Source organism: Streptomyces pinistramenti (genome assembly GCF_020564935.1).
Classification (GTDB): domain Bacteria; phylum Actinomycetota; class Actinomycetes; order Streptomycetales; family Streptomycetaceae; genus Streptomyces; species Streptomyces pinistramenti.
In genome coordinates, this window is record NZ_JAJCXB010000001.1 from 51,239 (window position 1) to 72,582 (window position 21,344).

The 21,344-nt window shown below is 68.8% G+C and carries 25 protein-coding genes and 2 pseudogenes; 14 read left to right on the forward strand and 13 right to left on the reverse strand.

All coding sequences use genetic code 11. The features are described 5' to 3' along the window. Positions 1-60: 60 nt before the first annotated feature. From LIU39_RS00315 to LIU39_RS00335, 5 genes are all read right to left on the reverse strand, one after another. On the reverse strand, positions 61-252 hold the full coding sequence (locus LIU39_RS00315; RefSeq protein WP_227043258.1) for a hypothetical protein: 192 nt from the start codon (positions 250-252) through the stop codon (positions 61-63). Further along, positions 249-1,553 carry a DUF2637 domain-containing protein gene (locus LIU39_RS00320; protein WP_227043261.1) on the reverse strand — a complete coding sequence of 435 codons (1,305 nt, stop codon included), beginning with the start codon at positions 1,551-1,553 and terminating at the stop codon, positions 249-251. The genes LIU39_RS00315 and LIU39_RS00320 overlap by 4 nt, the downstream gene beginning before the upstream one ends. Then, positions 1,550-2,221: a WhiB family transcriptional regulator gene (locus LIU39_RS00325; RefSeq protein ID WP_227043263.1), complete on the reverse strand. Its 672-nt coding sequence runs from the start codon at positions 2,219-2,221 to the stop codon at positions 1,550-1,552. Before LIU39_RS00325 ends, LIU39_RS00320 begins: the two co-directional genes overlap by 4 nt. A gap of 192 nt (positions 2,222-2,413) precedes the next feature. Further along, positions 2,414-3,091, reverse strand: a complete 678-nt coding sequence (locus LIU39_RS00330; protein ID WP_227043266.1) for a zinc finger domain-containing protein — start codon at positions 3,089-3,091, stop codon at positions 2,414-2,416. A gap of 5 nt (positions 3,092-3,096) precedes the next feature. Further along, the gene (locus tag LIU39_RS00335; protein WP_227043268.1) at positions 3,097-3,459 is read right to left on the reverse strand and encodes a hypothetical protein; all 363 of its coding nucleotides are present in this window, start codon (positions 3,457-3,459) and stop codon (positions 3,097-3,099) included. A gap of 1,211 nt (positions 3,460-4,670) precedes the next feature. Between LIU39_RS00335 and LIU39_RS00340 the strand changes: the two genes are divergently transcribed. Both LIU39_RS00340 and LIU39_RS00345 read left to right on the forward strand, forming a co-directional pair. After that, the gene (locus LIU39_RS00340) at positions 4,671-5,090 is read left to right on the forward strand and encodes a hypothetical protein (RefSeq protein ID WP_227043269.1); all 420 of its coding nucleotides are present in this window, start codon (positions 4,671-4,673) and stop codon (positions 5,088-5,090) included. A 68-nt stretch (positions 5,091-5,158) separates the two neighbouring features. Continuing rightward, entirely contained in the window at positions 5,159-5,983 is an 825-nt protein-coding gene (locus tag LIU39_RS00345) for an MmyB family transcriptional regulator (protein WP_227043271.1), read from the forward strand. 45 nt (positions 5,984-6,028) lie between these two features. Here the strand turns inward: LIU39_RS00345 and LIU39_RS00350 are convergent, their stop codons facing one another. Then, positions 6,029-6,736 (reverse strand): hypothetical protein, encoded by a 708-nt coding sequence (locus LIU39_RS00350; RefSeq protein ID WP_227043273.1) that lies wholly within the window; start codon positions 6,734-6,736, stop codon positions 6,029-6,031. Between the two features lie 556 nt (positions 6,737-7,292). Beyond that, the gene (locus tag LIU39_RS00360; protein ID WP_227043274.1) at positions 7,293-7,508 is read right to left on the reverse strand and encodes a hypothetical protein; all 216 of its coding nucleotides are present in this window, start codon (positions 7,506-7,508) and stop codon (positions 7,293-7,295) included. A gap of 199 nt (positions 7,509-7,707) precedes the next feature. Between LIU39_RS00360 and LIU39_RS00365 the strand changes: the two genes are divergently transcribed. Both LIU39_RS00365 and LIU39_RS00370 read left to right on the forward strand, forming a co-directional pair. Then, the gene (locus LIU39_RS00365; protein ID WP_227043276.1) at positions 7,708-7,923 is read left to right on the forward strand and encodes a transposase family protein; all 216 of its coding nucleotides are present in this window, start codon (positions 7,708-7,710) and stop codon (positions 7,921-7,923) included. Positions 7,924-8,136: 213 nt separating this feature from the next. Beyond that, positions 8,137-8,619, forward strand: coding sequence for a hypothetical protein (locus LIU39_RS00370; protein WP_227043279.1), 483 nt, complete (start codon positions 8,137-8,139; stop codon positions 8,617-8,619). A gap of 458 nt (positions 8,620-9,077) precedes the next feature. Here the strand turns inward: LIU39_RS00370 and LIU39_RS00375 are convergent, their stop codons facing one another. Continuing rightward, entirely contained in the window at positions 9,078-9,494 is a 417-nt protein-coding gene (locus LIU39_RS00375) for an ATP-binding protein (protein WP_227043281.1), read from the reverse strand. Positions 9,495-10,111: 617 nt separating this feature from the next. Here LIU39_RS00375 and LIU39_RS00380 point away from each other — a divergent pair. Next, positions 10,112-10,438: a MerR family transcriptional regulator gene (locus LIU39_RS00380; RefSeq protein ID WP_227043283.1), complete on the forward strand. Its 327-nt coding sequence runs from the start codon at positions 10,112-10,114 to the stop codon at positions 10,436-10,438. Between the two features lie 147 nt (positions 10,439-10,585). Continuing rightward, positions 10,586-10,876: pseudogene (locus LIU39_RS00385) on the forward strand (Sua5 family C-terminal domain-containing protein); the annotation flags it as partial. Positions 10,877-11,043: 167 nt separating this feature from the next. Here LIU39_RS00385 and LIU39_RS00390 read toward each other — a convergent pair. The 3 genes from LIU39_RS00390 to LIU39_RS00400 form a co-directional block, all read right to left on the reverse strand. Next, on the reverse strand, positions 11,044-11,685 hold the full coding sequence (locus tag LIU39_RS00390; protein ID WP_227043285.1) for a carbonic anhydrase: 642 nt from the start codon (positions 11,683-11,685) through the stop codon (positions 11,044-11,046). 830 nt (positions 11,686-12,515) lie between these two features. Further along, positions 12,516-12,761 (reverse strand): hypothetical protein, encoded by a 246-nt coding sequence (locus LIU39_RS00395; protein WP_227043288.1) that lies wholly within the window; start codon positions 12,759-12,761, stop codon positions 12,516-12,518. A 548-nt stretch (positions 12,762-13,309) separates the two neighbouring features. After that, on the reverse strand, positions 13,310-14,011 hold the full coding sequence (locus tag LIU39_RS00400) for a TMEM175 family protein (protein ID WP_227043290.1): 702 nt from the start codon (positions 14,009-14,011) through the stop codon (positions 13,310-13,312). Positions 14,012-14,167: 156 nt separating this feature from the next. On the opposite strand from LIU39_RS00400, the gene LIU39_RS00405 reads away from it, so the two are divergent. Continuing rightward, entirely contained in the window at positions 14,168-14,785 is a 618-nt protein-coding gene (locus tag LIU39_RS00405) for a TetR/AcrR family transcriptional regulator (protein WP_227043292.1), read from the forward strand. A 28-nt stretch (positions 14,786-14,813) separates the two neighbouring features. Here LIU39_RS00405 and LIU39_RS00410 read toward each other — a convergent pair. Next, a pseudogene (locus tag LIU39_RS00410) lies at positions 14,814-15,781 on the reverse strand (IS5 family transposase). A 65-nt stretch (positions 15,782-15,846) separates the two neighbouring features. After that, positions 15,847-16,164: an ArsR/SmtB family transcription factor gene (locus LIU39_RS00415; RefSeq protein ID WP_227043294.1), complete on the reverse strand. Its 318-nt coding sequence runs from the start codon at positions 16,162-16,164 to the stop codon at positions 15,847-15,849. 78 nt (positions 16,165-16,242) lie between these two features. Here LIU39_RS00415 and LIU39_RS00420 point away from each other — a divergent pair, with 78 nt between their 5' ends. The 7 genes from LIU39_RS00420 (at position 16,243) to LIU39_RS00450 (ending at position 21,288) form a co-directional block, all read left to right on the forward strand. Beyond that, the gene (locus LIU39_RS00420) at positions 16,243-16,524 is read left to right on the forward strand and encodes a muconolactone Delta-isomerase (RefSeq protein WP_227043295.1); all 282 of its coding nucleotides are present in this window, start codon (positions 16,243-16,245) and stop codon (positions 16,522-16,524) included. A 487-nt stretch (positions 16,525-17,011) separates the two neighbouring features. Beyond that, positions 17,012-17,221, forward strand: a complete 210-nt coding sequence (locus LIU39_RS00425; protein ID WP_227043296.1) for a MarR family transcriptional regulator — start codon at positions 17,012-17,014, stop codon at positions 17,219-17,221. Positions 17,222-17,553: 332 nt separating this feature from the next. Next, positions 17,554-17,793 (forward strand): helix-turn-helix domain-containing protein, encoded by a 240-nt coding sequence (locus LIU39_RS00430; RefSeq protein ID WP_308409328.1) that lies wholly within the window; start codon positions 17,554-17,556, stop codon positions 17,791-17,793. Positions 17,794-17,815: 22 nt separating this feature from the next. Beyond that, positions 17,816-18,451 (forward strand): tyrosine-type recombinase/integrase, encoded by a 636-nt coding sequence (locus tag LIU39_RS35440; protein WP_227043297.1) that lies wholly within the window; start codon positions 17,816-17,818, stop codon positions 18,449-18,451. 197 nt (positions 18,452-18,648) lie between these two features. Next, entirely contained in the window at positions 18,649-19,044 is a 396-nt protein-coding gene (locus LIU39_RS00440; protein WP_227043298.1) for a tyrosine-type recombinase/integrase, read from the forward strand. Positions 19,045-19,127: 83 nt separating this feature from the next. Beyond that, on the forward strand, positions 19,128-19,961 hold the full coding sequence (locus LIU39_RS00445) for a M55 family metallopeptidase (protein WP_227043299.1): 834 nt from the start codon (positions 19,128-19,130) through the stop codon (positions 19,959-19,961). Then, a complete protein-coding gene (locus LIU39_RS00450) occupies positions 19,954-21,288 on the forward strand; it encodes a M20/M25/M40 family metallo-hydrolase (protein WP_227043300.1) in 1,335 nt (444 codons plus the stop codon). The genes LIU39_RS00445 and LIU39_RS00450 overlap by 8 nt, the downstream gene beginning before the upstream one ends. Positions 21,289-21,344 lie beyond the last annotated feature (56 nt).

Consider the following 21,344-nt stretch of genomic DNA (forward strand, 5'->3'; position numbering starts at 1 on the left):
GGCCCGGCCCACCGCGCGGAACAGAGCGGTTCAGGCGCGTGAGCTGCGCTTACTCGCGGTTCAGCCGCATTCGAGGCAGTGGGTGACGTGACTGCTCAGCGCCCGTGCCATGCGCCGCCGCGTGAGATACGCGCGCTTCGTGCTGGTCTTCGCCCGGGGCGAGTTCTCGTTGCGGGCGGCGTAGTTGCGCAGGTACGCCGCCTCCCGCTCATAGTCGGCCCGTATACGTGCGAAGCGGTGGCAGGTCTTCATCGGGTGCTGCTCCTTGGGGCGTTGGGGCCGGTCTCGCGGCGCAGGCGCTCCAGGACGGGCGTCAGGTTCTCGTTGCGGATGGAGATGTTCTGGGCGCGCATGATCTGCCGCAGCTGCACCCGCGTGATGGCCTCGTTGCCGGTCGTCTCCAGCACGGCCGGCACGTGAGGCAGGACCCGGGCGACGATCTCCTCCTCCGAAACCCGTGGCCGGGACGGAGGCCGCTTGCCCCGCGCCCCTCGGGACGACCGTCCCCCGCTCCCCGTCGACCTGGCCTTGGCCCTGGGGACCGTATGGCGACGGTCCCTGTCGGTTCCGGGGACGGTGCTGGGACGGTCCCCGTTGGTGTCGGTTCCGGGGACTGTGCGGGGACCGTCCCCGTTCATGTCGGTCCCGGGGACCGTGCCTTCCCGGTCCCCGTCGCCAGGGACCGCAGCATCCAGGTCCGTTGCGGGAATGTCCGCGCTCGGCACTGAGGTGCCGGCTGCGTGTGCTGCGCTGCCCGCGTCGGCGCTGGCATCGGACTCGTCTTCCGCGCACTGGGCGGGACCGGCGGTCCCGTGCGAGGTGGGGTGCTGGTCCCCGTCATCGCGGGACTGGTCTTGGTTCCCGATTCCGGCCGAGGCGTCAGCCGGTCCCTGGCGGGGCGTTTCGGGACGGTCCCCCGCAGTCGCTCGGTCCCCGACACGGTCCCCGGACCGGTCCCCGTTCGCGGTGTGACCTGTGTGGGGACCGGAGTTGGGGACCGGGGAGAGCCAGCGGACACGGCGGCCGTCCCCAACGGGCTGGTCGGGAGTGGGGGCCGGGGTGGTGCGGTCCCCGTTGTCGACCGTCGCGGTCTGCGGGGGTGCGTGGGGGTGGTGCCGGGTGATCAGGATGCAGAGGTGGACGGCGCCGGCGAGGGCGAGCGGGGCCAGCGTGGACAGGATGCCGACGGTGACGTCGCCCAGCCGCAGACCGGCGCCGGCGGTGCTGACCATCTGGTTGAGACGGATGGCGTGCAGGGCATTGGCCCAGATGCTTGCCGCGGTGGCGGAGGCGAACAGCACCCAGACGTAGAGGCGGGCGCGCATCGGTGCGGCGCGGGTGAGGATCAGAGCGCGGACGCCGTAGGCGATGAACCCGTCGATGACGAGCGGGTAGAGGAACGTGAGCCACCCGCGGACGTGGATGGCGACGGCCATCTGCTGCAGGGCGTCGTAGCTCAGGGCGCAGCCGGCGGCGCCGAGGGCGATGATGGCCAGCCGGTCCCAGCGGCCGACGGGGGTGATGGTGAGGGGCCCGTTCGCGGGGTGGTTCATGCGGCCTTTCCGAGCTGGTCGATCAGCTCCGGGGTGTGCTCCTGGCGGTCGACGGGGACGGGCGTGTCGTGCGGGGTGCCGTCGTGCGGGCCTTGCGCGTTGCCCGTGCCCGGGGTGTTCGGGGACTGGGGGTTGCGCTTTTGTTCCTGGGGCTCGGGTTCCTGGTGGAGGGCGTATCTGTCGCGGTTGTCGATGGCCTCCCGCTCGTCGCGCAGCTGGTCGCGGGCCCAGTCGAGGTCGATCCCCAGTACGTAGGCCAGGCGTTCCGCTCTCCAGCCGCGCGAGTAGGCGTGACGGATGACCGTCTTGCGCTCCGGGGTGCTCAGATGGACATCGCGCCCTCGGAATGCCGCGTGTACGCGGTTGTGGTCGAGGCGGTCCGCGGCCTTCTTGCGCCAGGCCAGCCGCTCGGATGCGGTCAGGCCGCCCCAGATGCCCTCGGGGATCGCGTTGTCGAGCGCGTGGTTGAAGCATTCCGTGCGGACGGGACACGGCCGGCAGATCTGCCGCGCCTCGGCTATGGCCCGGTGGTCGCGGGGGGCGGGGAAGAACAGCCGGTCGGCTTCCGCGGCGTCCATGCCCTGGCACAGGCTGCGGGCGTGCCAGTTGTGGTCGGCGATGCCGTGAAGGGCCGGGGGAGGGGCGTCGTCGGTGGTGATGTAGAGCAAGGGTTCTCCGGGGTGTGCCTCGTGAGGCCGGCGGGCAGCGCGGCGCACCCGCGGGAGCGGGTGGCGGGCCAGGCGGCGGGGCAGGCAGGGCGCGGCGACGAGCGCCGCGCAGGAGGAATCGGGGACGGTCCGGCAGTCCGGCGGCGCACAAGCGGCGGCCTGGCGGGTGGTGCAGGGCCGGGCGCGGGCCGGTCAGGAAGCTGCTGGTGCGGTGGCGAGGTCGACGCGCGTGGGGTGGGGCGTGGCGCGGGGCGCGTTGCCCCGGGCGCGGCCATCGAGGCCGACACGCCGGCTGCGGCACGGCTCACCCGCACAGGCATGGCACCACTCGCAGCGCACGCCGAGGGTGTCGGGCTCGCCCTGGGCGACGGCGGCCTCGCGCGCGGCGCGGGCCGGACGGTAGGCGGCAAGCTCGTCCCGCACCGCCGGGGGGATGCATGACCCGATGACGCGCAGCCGAGCCTCGATGTCGGGGCGCACGCGGCCACCGGTGAGCTGCCGGTGCGTTGCGGGCGCAGCCGCTCCCGCGGCAACCGCCTGCCGGGCGCGGCGCAACTCGGCCCGCCACGAGGCGACGTCGTCCGGGTCGGCGGCGGGAGTGGGATCGGTATGCCGGCCCAGACGGTCGCGCCGGTGGGCGCGCCACTTGCGGGCGATGTCCACGGGCAGAAGCGGGAAGGGGGAGTCGAGGAGGTGTTCCCGTACCGCTGCGCGGACGTCCCAGCCGTGGCCGGTGGCCAGCGGCACTTCGGCCATCAGCTCGTGCCACTGGTCGAGTTGGTCACGGGCCTCTCGCTCGCCGGTGCGGATCATGCGGGGGTCGAGGCGGCCGATGTAGGCGAGGACGGCGGCAACTTCGTGTCGTTCCATGGGAGTTACTCCGTTCCCGTCGGGGCGTCGAGGGCGGCGAGCAGGACGGCGGTGTGCGCCTCGGCGCGGGTCATGCCGCCGGCGGGGGAGTGCCCGCCGCCGGGCAGGGCGTAGAGGCTGGGACGGCCAGGGGCCGGGCTGTGCCCCCGGGCGATCCACGCCCGCCAGTCGCCGGCCCAGGCGGCTGCTGGACGCGGAGCCCACCCCGCCCGGTACGACCGCCACTTCTCGTCGGCGGCGCCCACGCCCGTCTCGCCGAGCCGGGCGAGGTGCCCCTGCTGCCGGAGCCAGGCGCGGGTCTCGTCGTCGGGCTGCCACTCGGCGGCCGGGACGAAGGTGGGGGCACTGCTGCTGCTCTTACCGTTCACCTTCGGTTCACTACTGTTCTGGGGGTCGGATTCTGACCCTGTGCCGGGTCGGATTCCGATCCCCTCCCGGGTCGGATTCTGATCCCCCGGGCCGGATTCCGACCCCGTTGTGAAGGCGGTGGCCGGGTCGGATTACGACCCCCCCGCCGGGGCGGGTTCCGGCCCCCCTGCGGGGCGGGTCCTGCTTCCCCGCAGGAGCGGATTCCGCGGCTGGTGCGAAGGCGCCGGACGGGGCGGATGCGGGCCGCCGAAGCGCCGCGTTGCGGTCTTCCTCGGCGGCCTGCTCCGCGAGAAACCGAGCGGCGGCCGGAAGGTGGTAGTAGGTCTCTCCGCGCGGCCCTGTGCGGCCCTTGACCGGCTCCAGCTCGCCGAGAGCGGCCAGTTTGGCGAGGGAGTCCCGTACGGCGCTCCGGGACGCGTTGGCGCGCCTCATGAGGGTGGGGATCGAGGCGTACGCGAGGCAGCTCCGGTCGACACACCGGTCGGCGATCAGTGCGAGGGCGGTGCGCGCGTTGCCTTTGCTCCTGCTGTGGTCCCACACCCATTCGCGGGCTTCGTAGCTCATCGCAGACCGCCTCCGAAGCCGAACTCGGCCGAGGACAGGCGTGGGGCCGGGAGGGGGGACGGTGTGCGGGCTGCCGCGGGGGCCGGGACTTTCGGCCTTTCGCGCAGGGCCGTCGGCATGCAAAACTCTCCTGTGCAGTGAATCCGCGCCGGTGTGCCCCGTGAGAAGGGCCGGTGCGGTGGTGTGATCTCCGGCCCTGTGGGCTGGAGGGTTAATTCGCGTCCGGCGTCTGGGAGTTGCAGCTCTCAGACGCCGGACGCTTATCCGGGGCTATCCGGTCCGGCGAGATGGTGCGTCCCGCATGTCACTCCTCGGTCGATGCACGCAGGCGGGCTGCTTGCCGAGCGACCAAGAACATAGGCGGAGACCGCGAGAAGATCCATACTTAGCTCAAGGGTTCCCCACAAGTCGTCACCACCGCCAATTCGCATGTGAAATGCATCTCACGCCGTGAAGGCAACGACAGGCGGAGTCTGAGGTGTCTGGGCGGTTACCGGCAACCTCACCGGTGGCCACATGCGCGCTCCCCTCACTCCCTTTCAGGTCCGCGGGTTCCGTTGACCAGTGGGTAAGGACGATTTATGCGGCACGGAAGCCAGGCCGTCAACGTGATCGAAAACGGATTCAACGCGCGTAGACGCGGGCCTTGGAGTTGGGTTCGTGCGCGCACCCTGCCATCAATCGCCTTACCGGAGAGCACTGTTGGCGACTGCAGGGCGAAGTGGAAGCATGTTTATCGCTTGCGATTCGCCGTGAAGTGTCAGCCGAAACCGGCAAGCCGCAATTTTTTGCGTATTCGCCGATGCGCAAAAAATTTCCGCTCGTAATGTCCGGATCGCACCTGAAGGCGGAGTTCGCCGTGTCGATGCCGCGTGAAATTAAGCCGTCAGGAGGGAGCTTCGCGGAGCGGGGGCGTTGCTCCGCTAATGATCTTGATGTGCTGGTCAAGATCGAATTCGCATTACGTAAGGTCGGTGTCGCCGCTTTACCGGCAGGTTGCGATCCGATCGTCGGCCTGTCGCTCGGGGAGAAAGCAGTGACCGTGATCGCAGCAGGAGGGAATTGACGATGAGACCCTCAGGTGACGCAGCGGCTCTGCGTGCGGAACGGCCGGTGCCGCCACCCGGGCCTCTGATGGGACTCGGCGGACTGCTGTGGGCCTGGCGGGAGAGGGCGAGCGCGCGGACGGGCCGGACCATCACCCAGCAGGAGGTCGGCGAAGCGGCAGGCCGATCGCAGCGCTGGTACCAGGACGTCGAGGCCGGCCGGACGGTCCGCCTCCATCGCGCCCAGTGCGACGCGATCGGCGCGAAGTTCCTTCTCGACCACGACGAGCTGCAGGCCCTCATCCTCCTCAGCACGGGCGGCGCCATCCTGCCGGGCATCCCGGACCTCGACACCACCACCCGCCGCTCTCTCCAGCTCGTCCTGGACCAGCAGATGCCCCACCCCGCCTGGCTGCTCGATGCCATGCGGAACGTGGTCGGCTACAACGCGACGATGGCCAGCTGGCTCTCGTGGGTGACGCAGCCCGGTGCGAATCTGATGCGCTGGGCGCTGCTCAGCGAGGAGGGCAAGCGCGTCATCCTCGACTGGACGGAGCAGGCCGAGCAGTACCTCGCCATGCTCCGTTTCACCCTGTTCCAGCACCAGAAGGACCCCCAGGTCAACGCACTCGTCTCGGAGATCCTCTCCGACCCGTACCTGGCGCGGCGGTGGGAGGAGGGGACGGCTGTCTCCGAGGGGCGGGGCCCGCTGCGCTACCGCGCGTCCCTGGCGGCGCACGGCTGGCGCCCCGTCACCCTGGAATGCCAGACGCTCTTCCCGGCCGCGGCCCCCGCCTGCCGCATGGTGATCCTCGTGTGGATCGATGACGAAGACGAGAACCCGGTCGCCTGGGACGAGGGCATGGCCGGCGCCCGGGAGACAGCGCCTGGGCCGGTGGACCGCGCAGTGTGAGCCGTGCCGGTGGGCGTGCCCGGCCCGCTGCGCGGGTGGGCGTCGTCAGCTGCCGGCGACGGCCAGTCCGGGCAGCAGGAGATAGCCGCTGGTGCAGTCCACATCGTCGGTGCGGAGGCCCTGCGGGGCTTCCGCACCGCCGTGGCGCAGCTCGGTGATCAGCATGCCGGCGGCGTGGGCGACCTCGTCGACCTCCAGCACGGCGTGCTCCCACCAGCCGACGAGTTCTCGGTCCCACCCCCGCCGCCGCATCTCCTCTTCGGGGGTCGGGCCCGAGGGCTTGCGGTCGTCCACCATGACCGTCAGTCCGTCGCCGCCGCTCGCGACCCCGACCTTCCGGGTTCCGGCCGCGATGTTGAAGCCCAGATGCTCGGTGGTGGTGAACTGCTGGGGGACCTGCTCGGCGAGGCTGCGCAGGACGGCGTCCAGCGATGCCTCCAGCGTCAGCCAGTCCGCTGCCACGGTCACCGACGGCGCCGCCGGAGGCCGGGAGACCGGCTCCTGCGTTTCCACCTGCCAGACATACGGCAATCGGGTGAAGTCCAGATCACGCACGTCCACGTCGAACGCGGCGCGGTCGGCCTCCGCCAGGCGACCTGCGTCCAGTACCGCCAGCTGCAGCCCTTCGGCCCCGCTCTCCAGCACGAGAGCGCGGTCGCCGAGAAACCAGCGCACGCAGGGCCCGCGCACAGCGCCGCCGTACGACGCCGGCGCACCTATCCGGTCCCGCACCGCCGATATCGCCGCAGCCACCGCTCCCGGACCTCCAGGTATGGGAGCGGACGCGGCACCCTCGCCGGCTTGTTCGAGGCGACGGCAGGCGAGGTCTGCGGAAGCATCCAACCCGCGTGTCGTGTCATCCATGTGGACATATTGGCTGATTTTTGCTCTGAGGCAACACGGGGTGTCACCGGTATGCGGGGCGACGTTCCGAGGCGAAGGGATGAGGCGGGCCGGCTGGTGAGCGGGGGCTCGCCGGGCCCGGCGAGGCGGCGCGGTCTGCGATGAACGTGATTCGGGGAGGCCGCGGCCGGCGGTGACGGATCCGCCCGAGCCCCTGTGCCGGCCCGGTCGGCCCCGTAGCGCCCCGTTCGGCGGGTGTCGGGATCGGCGGCGCGGTCGTCCGGCGACTCCTCCTACCAACACCGTTGTGTTCGCCGTGCGCCGCGTCTGCGGCTGGAAGCCGTCCTCGTCTTGCGCCTGGGGCTGCCCTGCGACACCAGGGCACCCGGGCCCCCGGCTGCCGCACCCGCGTGCCGAGACCGCACCCGGCCAGCGCCCGTTCGCCGTGCTCTTCGGCTGCTCCGACTCACGCCTGGCCGAGCAGGACCGGGCCGAGGCCGCCGCGGTTGTCGCTGCAGCTACTGCCCGGGTGGCGGGCCGGACCGTGCTGCTGATCCCGCACCGCGGCGAGCGCTCCGACGAGGCCGCGCTGCCCGCCGACTACCGCAAGATCCCGCAGGTCGTGCGGGATGCCGATGGCCCGATCCCGGTCAGGAACTACTCCGGCAAGCAGAAATGCCACGGCCTGCTCGTGATCGCGCTCACCGACGATCGCGGCCGACTTCTCTGGGTGTCCGCAGCCCGGCCTGGACGGATCTCGGAGATCACCGTCTGCCGCCACGGCCAACTCACCGCCAAGCTCCGGGGGGGCCAAGCTCGGAGCCCTCGCCGGCCTGGGGCTCGTCGGACTCGACGACAGCGATCCCGACACCGGCCCAGCGGTGATCACCGGCTACAAGGCCGCCCGGAACCGCCCCCTGACCTGTGGGCAGAGGCTGTCCAACAAGGCCCTGGCCGCCGTCCGGGCGCCGGTCGAGCACGGCTTCGCGCACCTGAAGAACTGGCGCGCCCTCGGCAAGGTACGCACCGGCCCGTCGTGGGCGACCGCCCTGGTGCGGGCCCTGCTGGTACCGACGAACCGCGAAGTCGCCCGCTGAGCATCCGGGCCTCGCGTACACCAGACCCATGACGTGCAACTTCACGATCCGCGCCACTCACTGATGACGGCTCATCGTTCTTACCGGCGGCGAGTTCGGCGCGCACGCGACGTAATCAAAGCCGGCTCGCGGATTCCCTTGCAAGCACAGGGATCGTGAAGCCTTCCCCTCGAAGTGACCTTCGGTCGGGTGGCGGTGGCAGGGTGTTCTTTCGTGAAGATATTCGTGAAGGTCATGGTATGGATCGCCCTGCCGGTGTTCCTGCTGGCGGCATTCGGCTACGCGAAGGGAGTGCAGGTGACATGTGACGGCAAGGCCATGCATCCCGGTCAGGAGTGCGTGGATGCCGGGCAGTTCGGGATACCGGGCCCCGATGCCGATCGCAGGAGCTATGAGGATGTCAAGCGGGGGGAGGAGAAGGCACAGCAGATAGCGGGGTTCGTGACGGCCGCATCAGGGGCGGTGTTCCTGGTGTGCGCGACGGGAATGCTGATCGCGCGGCGTAGAGATGATGACGACGAGGCGCACCACGCGCTGGCCGTGACGGGCCGGTGGGCGATCCTCGCGCTGGCGGTGGGTGTGGTGTGTGTGGTGATGGCGGCCAGCGGCGGAGGCGACAGCAGCGCCTCCGGGCCTCGTGGGCGCCCGGCCTCGCCAGCTCCAGGGGCGTCCACGGCGCCGGCCGCCTCTGCCTAGAGCGCCGACCTGGTGCGCAGGAACATGTGCCTCAAGCCGCAGTCTGGGTCGGCGCTGCGTACGTCAAGGTCAAGACGTTCTCGAAACCGGCGCCTATTCGGTTGAGAAGGGCGCCCCGAGCCATCGCCGCGCGCTTTTCGAAGGGGCCTGGCTCCCTTGGGATACAACGCCACGGGAGACGCCATGACCTGCCTGAAAGTGCCCGGGCGTCCCCGCATCCTCCCCGTGCCCTCCCGGCGCACCGGCCCGGTCACGGATCGCAGGAGCGGCACAACCGCCGGCGCAGCAGAACCCAACAACGGCCCTGGCCGGCAGCTCAGACGATCTTCGCCGTGGACACCCGCCGACGACCAGCGTGAGTGTCCAACCCGTCCCTCACACCAGACCCGTGACCTGCAACTTCACGATGCACACCACTCGGTGGGCCAGGCGATGCAAGGTCCCCATGAGGGGGACTGTCACCGTGGCAGGCGGGTGTGGATGGTTTTGCCCCGTCCGGGGCCAGGGGTGATGGTCACCTTGCTGGTGAGGTGGCGGACCATGTGCCATCCGAACCCGCCGGAGCCGCCGTCGAGGTCGGGGGCGCGTTCACGCGGGTGTGCGGGGTTGAGGTCGCTGACGGCGACATCCACCGCCTCGGTGGTGGCGCTGAGGTGGAGGGTGTAGCGGCCACCGCCGTGGCGCAGGGCGTTGGTGGCGAGCTCGGAGACCACCAGGGCCAGGGACTGCGTCGTCTCGGGGTCCGGACTCGGGGTGAGGCAGTCGAGGAAGGCGCGGGCGACCTGGCGGGCGCGAAGGACGCCGGCGAGGCTGTCGTCTTCAAGGACGACAGGGGGCCTGGGGGCTGCCGTGCTGGTCGTTTTCGTGTCGTTCATGCGCTCACACCCCGCTGAGTTCGGTTGTGCCGCCGGGCTCAGCTTGTGCCCGCTGGTCCGGGCCTCAACCCCGGACGGCACTCTTCCGGGTGATGGCGCGGCAGAATTCCCGTCGCCGGTCATGCGGGAAATCTATTGCGGCGAGAGTAGACATGGCGAGGTGTCGGGGCTACTGTTTCTTTCGTAGCCAGGAAGTCGAAGAGGGCACGGCAGAGACGAACTGCCGTGTAAGCAGGTCAAGCAGTAGGCGGAACGGCAGTGGAGTGACGGGGCCGGGAGTGGTTGGGTCCTGTCACTGATTGCCGGGCCGAGCGGCCCCAGGGGCCGCGAGCAGTACCCGCGGTATCCAGCAGTACAACCAAGTAACCGAATGAGGTAAGGAGCAGGCGCCATCAGGATCGCCCGGGCGAGGAAGAAGTCCGCCCGGGTACCGCAGGCCCCGGATTGGAAGGTGGTCCCCGGTCACGCAACCGCGATCCCCGCACCTCCGCCCTCCCAGGCGGACCAGCGGAACAAGAAAGCCGGCGCAGTCAGCCGGTAGATGGTGTTGAAAGCTCGGGGCCCGGGTGCCAGTACGGCACCCGGGCCCCTCGACGCGTCCCTGAAAGAAGAGGTCTATGCCCCCTCGCAGTAACCGCCTCGCCGATAAATTCGACGACGACGACTACCCCGCCTACACCATGGGCCGGGCCGCCGAAATGCTCGGCACCACCCCCGCCTTCCTCCGCGCCCTGGGCGAGCACCGCCTGATCACCCCCCTGCGCTCCGAAGGCGGCCACCGCCGCTACTCCCGATACCAGCTCCGCATCGCCACCCGCGCCCGCGAACTCGTCGACCAGGGCACCGCCGTCGAGGCCGCCTGCCGCATCGTCATCCTCGAAGACCAACTCGAAGAAGCCCAGCGCATCAACGAGGAACTGCGCGCCCACGGCACCACCCCGTAGCGCGGTCGAGACCGGCCTGTCCGAGCCGACCGCTGCTCCGGCACGTCCTGAGCACCCCCGCCCGGCGGGCGGGGCCTGCCCGACGAGGCGGCGGGCCGGCAGGAGCGGCCCGTCCGCGGACAGCACGTTGGACAGGCGGGCCCGTCGTTTCTGCCTGCCGCCTTCGCCGAGGCTCCGGTGAAGGCGCACGCCGTGGTGGCCCTCCCCACTTCGATGGCCGCCTACGCGCGCGGGCTGTACGGGTTCCTGCGCGAGCTCGACCAGCACGGGTGCGACCTCATCATCGCGTCGCTGCCGGCGGAGGAGGGGCTGGGACTGGCGATCACCAACCGCCTCCGCCGCGCCGCGGGGCCCGGCCCACCGTGTGACCAGCACCGACGCCGTGCCCTCACTGCTTCCGGACCCGGGGCCGGGCGGATTCGTGACGGACTCGGCTGAGCGCCCACCGCTCTGGCAGACGGGCACAGCTCGTGGCTCCAGTCGCCGGTGACGACCGTTCCCCACCCCCGGGTTGATCAAGCGGCGAATCCGATGGGTTCCTCGTCCACACATACGAAGGTCCTCCGACCGCGGCGCATCATGCTGAGCAACCACGGTCGGGGCGGTCAGGACGCGGTGGGAACCGCCGCGTCAAGGCCGCGAGAGGCGACGAGCTGTGCACTGCCGTCGGCCAGCCGGTAGGACAGCCCCACCACGCCGAGGCGGCCGGCGGCCACCCGCTCGGCCAGGACGCGGGAGCGTTCCAGCAGCAGGTCCACGGTGTGCTCGATGTGCTCGGCCAGGATCTCTTCCGCTCGGTCGCGTCCAGCGGCGCGGGCTGCCAGCACGCTCGGGGTCACCCGTTCGACAACGTCACGGACGAAACCGCCGGGCACCCGGCCACCGTCGGCTGCGGCACGGGCGGCTGCGATGGCCCCGCACGAGTCGTGGCCGAGCACGACGACGAGCGGGGCGTCGAGCACGCTCACGCCGTACTCGATGGAACCGAGGACTTCTGTACCAGCCACATGCCCCGCGGTACGCACCACGAACAGGTCCCCCAGGCCGCGGTCGAAGATGATCTCGGCGGCCAGCCGGGAGTCGGAGCACCCGAACAGCACGGCGAAGGGCTGCTGGGACGGTGCGATCTCGGCGCGGCGGGTGGTGTCCTGGTTGGGGTGCTCGGGGGTGCCGGCGACGAAGCGCTGGTTACCGTCCAGCAGCAGCTCGAAGGCGACGCGGGGCGTCGGGGTCTGGATCTCGGGCATGGCCGCAGCCTACGATCCAGCACCAACCGCCGCACCGTCAGGTCCTGCCTCAGCTCGCCGGGTCGAATCGGCGTGTTGGACGGGGGCATCGTGCTGCCGAGGGCAACTCCAACTCGGGAGTGGGGATGGAAGCAACGGTCAGCTTTCGTGGGCATGGTGGCGGGGTTGAAGAGTGTTCCTGGGCGTCTGTGGCACCGGCGTTGCTGCAGACGGCTCATCCGTGGCGGACGTTCCGCTGGTACAGGGACCAGAAGGGCCTCAAATCCAGCTTCATAATCTCGGCGCCAGCTGCATGTGGATGGCATTTATGCAGCCATCGTGAGACTCACAGCTCGGAGTGTTCACTCCTCCGGTTGGTGTGAGGGGTGACCTTTCCATGCGGGGAGCGAGCGCTGGCACCTGAGACCACGAGAAGGACCGCAGCCTCGCACAGCATCTGCGGCGGTACCGCCGTGTGATCGGGCGGCGAAGAGCAGACGCGACAGCTCAAGTCGTGACTCGTAGATCACGTGGTCGCGCATCGTCGCCGACCAGTAGGTGCCCGAGTAGTGCCCCGTTGTGGCCCGGCGCGGCGCCGGTGGCGTGGGGGAGCGCGGTGTTCAGGCTCTCGGCGTACGTGCCGTGGCCGTCGCCCACCATCCGACCATCGCTGTCACCGAGCAGCACGAAGGCGGCCCCTCCGCCCCCGTTCCGGGGGTAGAGGGGCCGCCTTCGTCCGTCACGTCGGCGGAACGTCCGGTGCGGGTGCGGCGTCCGGTTTCTCCGATGTGCGCGCGGCCAAGGAGACCGTGGCCTCGGTGGAGAGGGCCGGAGGTGCCCCGCCTCGTGACTCAGCCCCGGTAGAAGACCAGCATGCTGCCCGGGTTCTGGGGATCGCGTTCGCAGTGGACGATCGTGACGTGGTGGCCCGCTCCCTGGTCCATCTGCTGCTGGGTCTCCTTGGTGAAGCAGTCCGTCGCGGCGTCGCCCTGCGTTTCAACGAAGGGGAGGTCGGCGGCCTGGGCGGCTCCGATGGCCAGGCCGGAGAAGGCCAGGATGCCGGCGGCGGCGACTGCTGCGCGCTGGAACTTGCGCATGTTTTCTCTCCTTTACGTGCGTACGTTCATTGGTGCGTGTGCGCCTCTGCGGCGCACGGGCCCGCTACTCGCGGAGCGCGGCTGGATCGGACCGGCCCCGCAGTCGGCCGGAGTCGTGTCCGGCCGCAGCGAAGCGCCGCGTCGCGCTCCAAGATCTTTTCGGACACCTGAACCCCACCACACGCTCGAATGACGCTTCAAGGGCTCAAGATCCTTTGTTACGGGGTTATCACAAGCTGGCCGGAGTCCTTGCTTTGCCCGAGCCCTGATCGCTCCTCTTTTATTAGAAGGCGTCGAAGTCTGCGGCGGCGTCGATGGCGAGTTCCTGGACCTGCCGGTGCCCGGCTCCGGCGCCGGTGGCGGTGTTGATCCGCTCGCAGGCGTCGGCGAAGCTGCTGATCGAGGACCGGGGCGCGGGTAGCGGTGAGGCCGGGCAGGGGGTGTCCTGCCCGGCCTCACCGTGTGCCTCGTGCCCGCCGCATCCCCGGGCTGCGGAGCGGCAGTCCCCAGGGCTCAGTCGGGTATCCGGGCGCTGGCTGCTCCAGTGGTCAGCGGGCGGAGCGCCGGCGTCGGAGACGCTCCAGCCTCGGCAGGACGGGGAGCAGCAGCAGGCTGTAGTACTGCAGGACGGGTACGGCGAGCGCGATGACCAACGCGATGGCCACGGCGAGGACGTTGAGGTAGCTCTCGGTATACAAACCCTCGATCCTCCGACGGCCCTCTTCGCCGTCCCCCTCGACCAGTCCCGGGGTGGTTTTCAGGATCCTCAGCATCGCCAGCCGGCACACCATGCCGGCCAGGAGGGTCGAGTAGTAGAACGCCCCCACGAACCGGTCGTGGCCGCCGAAGGCGCCGATCATCTCCGTCGGGAGGGGGAGCACGACGACGGAGAGCAACCATCCCATGTTCCATGCCGTCAGGGAGCGGGTGAGCATCGTGACCGACGAGAAGGCCCGGTGGTGCTCCCGCCAGATGTTCGCGATGACCGCGAAGCTGAGCAGGAAGCTCCAGAGCTGGCTGAGGTGACCTGTGATCACCTCGCTGGCGTCCTCGTGAGCGGACGCGACTTCTGGGACGAGGTCCACCAGCGGAAGGACCAGCAGGGTGATGGAGATCGCGGTCACCGCGTCGGTGAAGAGCACCAAGCGCTCCCCTGAGACGCCCCCCTCGACCCTGTCCGACGGAACCGACGACTCCGCCGGGTCAGCCCCTCCCGTCTCGGTCTCGTCGATGACGCCACTGGCACCCATGTGATTGCACCTCTCCTTGTCATGCCCGCCGCGCCTGTCGTCGCTACCGGACTGTGATGATCGTGTACGTTCCAGCGAACCAAGCTCACTTTAGATGAGCACAGCTCATCTGAACATACCTGTGGTCATCTTTGGTGAACCCGTATCATGTGGTCCGTGAGTACACGACAGCCGAACCGCCGCGCCGAATACGCCGAGCTGACCCGCCAGGCGATCATTGACGCGGCGCGCAGGCTCTTCGCCGAGCGCGGTTTCTTCGGGAGCAAGATCGACGAGATTGCCGAGCTCGCCCATGTGGCGCCGGGCACTGTGTATGCAGTGGGCGGCGGCAAGCAGGGGCTGCTTCGGGTCATGGTCGAAGAGTGGGCGAACTCCCCGCTGCTCAAGGAGAGCCGGGAACGCCTGCACACGCTGCAGGACTGCGACGAGATCCTGGCGCTCGTGGCGTCCGCCAGTCGCAAGGTCCGCGAGGATCACGGAGCAGTCATGCGGGTCCTGTTGAGTGCGGCCCCGCACGACGAGACGGCCGCGCAGGGCCTACGTGACTCCACGGAGCGCTACCGCAGCAGTATGGCTGCGATCGCGGCCCGCCTGGAGGAGCTGGACGGTCTCGCGGACGGCGTCGACGCTCGAAGTGCGACTGACATCCTGTGGTTCTACTTCGGCTACAACGGTTACTTCACACTCACCGAGGACAACGGCTGGACGTTGGCAGAGGCAGAACAGTGGCTGCTGATCCAGTGCAAACAGGCGCTCCTGCGGACAGTTGCATGACGGATCTAGGCCGTGTACGGAGTTGTGATCAAGGTTGTGATTCGAGGTGTCGGATCCAGAGGGGACCGGCGCATAATTCGAGTCCGGCCTGGTGGCTTTCGGGCCTTTTGTCGTAGTGGACTGCAAGGCCGCGCCAGTCCTTGATCTTGTTAATGGTGCGTTCGACGCTGTTGCGGAGCTTGTACAGGTGCTTGTCCCAGGTGACGGGCCGTCCGCCACGCGAGCCACGGTTCTTGCGGTGGGCGGCCTGATCCTTCTTTTCGGGGATGACCGCCCTGATCCCACGTTTACGCAGGTGGGAGCGATTCTTGCGGGACGAGTGCGCCTTGTCTCCGGCAACTGCGCCGGGCCGGGTACGGGGCCGGCCGACCAGGGACACGGATCTTGTTCAGGACGGGGATGGTCTGCGGACTGTCTCCGGCCTGCCCCGCAGTGATCTTGAGCGAGAGGGGCAGGCATTGCGGCACACAGGACAGGTGCGTCTTGGTGGTCAGTCCGCCGCGGGAACGTCCAAGGTCGGCGGCGGCGAGCCGGGCCCTGCGGCGACCGCGCACGTGCCGCCGTTCTTCCCGCTTCGGGTCCAGTTGCCCGTCTTGTCCCTCGCTGGTGCCCCCCTTTCCGCGGCCGCCTTCTCCACGGCGTTCAGGGTCTCGGGCTCCACGATCACCCCCGCGGCATCATGATGGACCCGGACCGTGGTCGAGTCCACACTGACCAGCGACAAGTCCACAAGACCTCGCTTCGCCGCCTCGGCGATCACCCCCTGGAACACCGCGGTGAACACCCCGGCATCCCGCCACTGCCGAAACCGGCCGTAAACGGTAGACCAGCGCCCGAACCGTTCGGGCACCTCCCGCCACTTCGCCCCGTTCCTGAACCGCCACACGACGCCCTCGAAGTGCGCCCGCAGTTCTCCGGGTACGGCCCGTACTCACCGACCGGCAGGAACGGGGAGATGAACTCCCACTCGGCATCCGAAAGTTGAGGGCGAGACATCCCACCGTTCTACTCCATGAGCCGGACCCTCAGGTCGGGGATCCACGAGATCACAACCCCACACATTAATGCGTGTCGATGGTGTCGAGGGCCTCAAGGATGCCCGTCAGTGCCGCGGAGAAGCGGTCGAGGGTGTCCTCCCGCAGCGAGACGAAGCAGCGGGTGCCCTCGAAGCGGTGGAGAGTCAGCCCCGCTTCTCGCAGGATCCGCATGTGGTGGCTCACCGTGGATGGCCCGAGGCTCACGGAAAAGTCCTCACGCTGGTGCTCGGCGCGGTCCGCCAGTACGGAGATGATCGCGAGCCGGGCCGGATCCCCCAGGGCAGAGAGCAGCCTTGCAAGCTGAACGTCCCCGAGATCGGGGTGATGCGGACTCTTCGGCATGGGGGCAAGACTACTATTTCGAAGTTCTACATTGTTCGATGTAGTCTTCCTGGCGGCACATCGACCAAGGAGGTCCCCATGGAGTTTCTCGTGCAGGTCGACGGTTCCCGCGTCTACACGCTGCCCGCCGACGAACGCGACGATCTCATCCGCCGGGAACGGGAGCGGGGCCGTCAACTGCTGGACGAGGGAGTGATCCAGCAGTTCTGGCGGATCCCGGGCCGGCGCGGCAACGTCGGCATATGGTCTGCCGTCGACGCCGACGCGCTGGAAGAGGCTCTGACCAGCCTGCCGATCTGGCCGTACGCCGACATCGAGGTCACCGCCCTGGCCACGCACCCCATGATCCGGCAACGCTGACCCGCCCGCACCGGCTGGGCGTCCGCGTCGACCCCAGCGCCGGTCGCTCCCGACGGAGAACGGGCCGGGCGGCTCATCCGGCGGGGTGTGCTGCGCGCCCAGCGACGGGTGTGCAGCGCGCCTTGCCGTGAGTGTGCGGCCCGCCCGGCCCACGGCAAGAACCGTGGCTCGCGTGGCGGACGGCCCGTCACCTGGGACAAGCACCTGTACAAGCTCCGCAACAGCGTCGAACGCACCATTAACAAGATCAAGGACTGGCGCGGCCTTGCAGTCCGCTACGACAAAAGGCCCGAAAGCTACCAGGCCGGACTCGAATTATGCGCCGGTCTCCTCTGGATCCGACACCTCGAATCACAACCTTGATCACAACTCCATACACGCCCTAGGCGCCCTGAACGCGTGGATCGCACAGCAGCGCGACGACTATGTCGCCCTCTCCACTGCGCTGTGCCTCTGCGTCTGTGCAGCCGGGCTGTTCGCAGAGCACGTGTGGCAACAGGACTACCGACGTGACCGAGTGGTCCTCGCCTACGTCGCCGTCCACCCCGGCCTGATGGCACAACAGATCGCCCACGCCCTCGGCATCCGCGAGCCGGGCATTGCCCGCGCTCTCGGCCGCCTCACCGGCGACGGCCTCCTCGCCCTGGCCGCGGACAGCGCGACGTACAGCCTCGACTCTGGCCGACCTGCTTCCTGACGCCTTCCAGCTCGGCGCTCGGCAGTGAACTCCATTCTGACTCCCACTACATAGCCGACGATCCCCGGTTAGCCAAACCGGGGATCGTCCAGACCATGGATGTAGTTCGCACCGGCTGTACTTGGCGGTGGAGTGGTGCGGGCTAGGTGATCAGTGCTGCCTGGATCCGGCAAAAGAGATAGCGGTCAGCAGTTGAGAGCCGCAGACCGAGGAACGGCAGAATTCAACATCGGTGTTGAGGCGTCGTTAAGCTAAAGGAGCTCGGTCGGCTGCTGGTGTGCGAAAGCATCAGCATTCGCGCCGTGTAAGGAAAACCCATGTCCCGAGTCGTGATGCCTTCTTATTGCCTGTGCAATAGGGATCCTGAAAATAAGCCAGCTCTGAGTTACTCGGATGACGAGGCGCTGACTGTGCCGGAAGTTGCTAGTTGGCTGAGAATCAGTAAGAACAAGGTGTTCGATCTGATTCGCGAAGCCCGTCTTGCGTCGTTCGCTATCGGCCGGAGCCGTCGTGTCCTGGCCCGAGACGTGCGTACCTTTGTTGCCCAGCAGAAGGAGAATCGAGATCGCTAAGCGCCGCCCAAACGGAGCTGGAATGGATCCGGCGAAGAGGTCTGACGGCCGCTTTGCAGCACGGGTCTATGTGCTACAGCCTGATGGGGGATTGAAGCCGAAATGGGTCTACTCGCGTTCTTGCGAGGAGTGCATTCGTAAGCGTGACGAGTTGCTCGCCAAGAAGCGTGACAATGTACCCGTCCCCGCGCGCGATGTGAAGCTGGCCGACTGGCGGGATTATTGGCTGGAGAATGTGATCCTCGTGGACCACTCGTACGCTACGTACGCTGGTTATGAGCAATGTGTTCGACTTCATCTGAAGCCTCGCCTCGGGGCGAAGAGGCTGGCCAGCCTGACCATTGCTGACGTCCGTGAATTCAGGGCTGTGATGCTTAAATCCAAGGGCGCCAGTACGGCGAAGCGCGCACTCGTGCCATTGCGGTCGGCGCTCACGGCTGCAATGAGGGAAGACCTGCTGATGCGGAACGTTGCACAGTTGGTGGACTTGCCTGACGTCGTAACAGGCGACTACGAACCCTGGCCCCATGAGGAAGCTATAGTTTTTCCGCGCTGCCCGGAAGTATTGGCTTGGAGTTGGTTTCCTTTTCGCGCTCTTGGTTGGCCTGCGTCGAGGCGGAGTGCGTGGTCTCCGGTGGTCGGGTGTCGAATTGGATAAGCGCACGCTGCTAGTGCGGCTGCAGAGTCAGAGGATCAAGGTTCCAGGTCGGGAAATCGTGGATGTAGATTACAAGCCGAAAGATGAAGGGCGGAAGAAAAATAAGGGACTTGTGGGTCTCCCTGAAGTTTTGGTAATTCCGCTCCAAGAACAGGGGGCGGCAGGAGGGGCAGCGCCTCAAGGCAGGTGCGAGATGGGTGGAGAGCGATTACGTCTTCACCGGCGACAAAGGGCAGCGGATGAATGAGGATGCCCTGGCCGGAGCCTTCAAGCGGCTGTGCGAGAAGCTGGGGCTCCGCACCATCCGGCTCCACGACCTCCGTCACGGCGCGTCGAGCCTTCTGGCCGACACTGGCACCAAACCCCATGAGACACAGGCCATCTTGGGGCGCAGCCATGTTGATACCTCGATGTGGGTCTACACCCATGCCGCCCTGCAGGCCCAGCGCGAGGCATTCGACAGAGTGGGGGCGTTGCTCGGGGCTGACGAGCCCGTTGCTGACAGCGCAGAGCGCTTCCCCTCCTCGGCGGGGAGGGGAAGCGCGCAGCTGACGGTGAAGATGCTTGTATTGGGGGTGGAGTTGGGGTCCTGACCGATGTTCTTCGGGAACTGATGTCGGCGACTGATGTCACGGCTGGCCCAGACAGCTTCTGACCTGCAAGAAGGCGGACCATCATGAAGATCCTGATCAGTGCGGACATGGAGGGCGCCACCGGCGTGACCTGGCCCGCCGACGTGCTGCCCGGCACCCCCCAGTGGGAACGCTGCCGTCACATGTTCACCTCCGACGTCAACGCGGCAATCGCCGGATTCTTCGACGGCGGCGCAGACGAAGTCCTCGTCAACGAGGCGCACTGGACGATGCGCAATCTCCTGCTGGAACAGCTCGACGAACGCGCCCAGCTGCTCACCGGCCGGCACAAGGCGCTGAGCATGGTCGAAGGCGTCCAGCACGGCGACGTCGACGGCATCGCCTTCGTCGGCTACCACACCGGCGCCGGCACCGAAGGCGTCCTCGCCCACACCTACCTCGCCAACACCCTGACCGGAGTGTGGGTCAACGGCGCCCGCGCGAGCGAGGGCCACCTCAACTCCCTCGTCGTGGCCGAGTACGGCGTCCCCGTGGTGCTGGTCACCGGCGACGACCGCACCTGCCAGGACGCCCTGACCTACGCGCCGCAGGCCCGCGGCGTGGCGGTCAAGGACTATGTCTCGCGCTATGCCGCGGTCTGCCGCCCGCCGGCCCGCACCGCGGCCGCCATCCGCGCCGCGGCCCGTGAGGCGGCGCCGCTGGCCGTCCGTCAGGAAGCGGCCCGCGGTGGCCCGTTCCGGGTGGAGATGGAGTTCGACGCCGAGCATCTGGTCGGCGCCGCCACCTGCGTGCCCGGGGTGGAGCGCAGCGGGGAGCGCCGCGTCGCCTATACGACGCAGGACATGTACGAAGGAATCCGCTGTTTCAAGGCGGTCACCACCGTCGTTTCGTCCGCAGTGGAGGAGCAGTATGGCTGAGCAGAACGGTCCGGTCGACGCGCAGGCACTCGACGAGGCCGTGCGGTTCACCTCCGACCTCATCCGCATCGACACCACCAACCGTGGCGACGGCGCGTGCCAGGAGCGCCCGGCCGCCGAGTACGTCGCCGAGCGGCTGGCCGAGGCCGGGCTCGAACCGGCCCTGCTGGAGCGCAGCAAGGGCCGCACGAACGTCGTCGCCCGGATCGAGGGCAGCGACCCGGGAGCCGACGCCCTGCTCGTGCACGGCCATCTGGACGTGGTGCCCGCCGAACCGGCGGACTGGACCGTGCACCCCTTCTCGGGCGAGGTACGCGACGGCGTGGTCTGGGGCCGCGGCGCCATCGACATGAAGAACATGGACGCGATGGTGCTCGCCACCATCCGCAGGTGGGCGCGGGCAGGCATGCGGCCGCGCCGGGACATCGTGCTGGCCTTCACCGCCGACGAAGAGGCCAGCGCCGAGGACGGCTCCGGCTTCCTCGCCGATCAGCACGCCGCACTGTTCGACGGCTGCACGGAAGGCATCAGCGAATCCGGCGCCTTCTCCTTCCACACCGACAGCGGACTCCGGCTGTACCCGGTCGCGGCGGGCGAACGCGGCACGGCGTGGCTGAAGTTGACCGCCCACGGCCGGGCCGGGCACGGCTCGAAGGTCAACCACGCCAACGCCGTCAGCCGGCTCGCCGCCGCCGTCGCCCGGATCGGCGCGCACGAGTGGCCGCTCCGCCTCACCCCGACCGTGGTCGCCGCCCTGCGCGAACTGGCCGCACTGCACGGCGAATCCGTCGACCCCGAGGCGCCCGGCTTCGATGTCGACGCCCTGCTGGCCCGGCTCGGCACGGCCGCTTCCCTGGTCGAGCCGACGGTCCGCAACAGCGCCAACCCGACGATGCTGGAGGCCGGTTACAAGGTCAACGTGATCCCGGGCAGCGCCGTCGCCCAGGTGGACGGCAGGGTCGTGCCCGGCGGCGAGGCGGAGTTCCGCGCCACCATGGACCGGCTCACCGGGCCCGACGTGAGCTGGGAGCTCCACCACGGCGAGGTCGCCCTGCAGGCCCCGGTCGACTCCCCGACGTTCGCCGGGATGCGGGCCGCGCTCGAACGCTTCGACCCCGACGGCCACGTCGTGCCGTACTGCATGTCGGGTGGCACCGACGCCAAGCAGTTCTCCCGCCTCGGCATCACCGGCTACGGTTTCTCCCCGCTCAAGCTCCCCGAGGGCTTCGACTACCAGGCGCTCTTCCACGGCGTGGACGAACGCGTGCCCGTCGACGCCCTGCACTTCGGCGTCCGCGTACTCGACCACTTCCTGCGACAGGCATAGGGCGTGACCGTGACCGGCCGCCCCGCCCCCGCGCACCCCAAGGTCCCGGCTCCGCC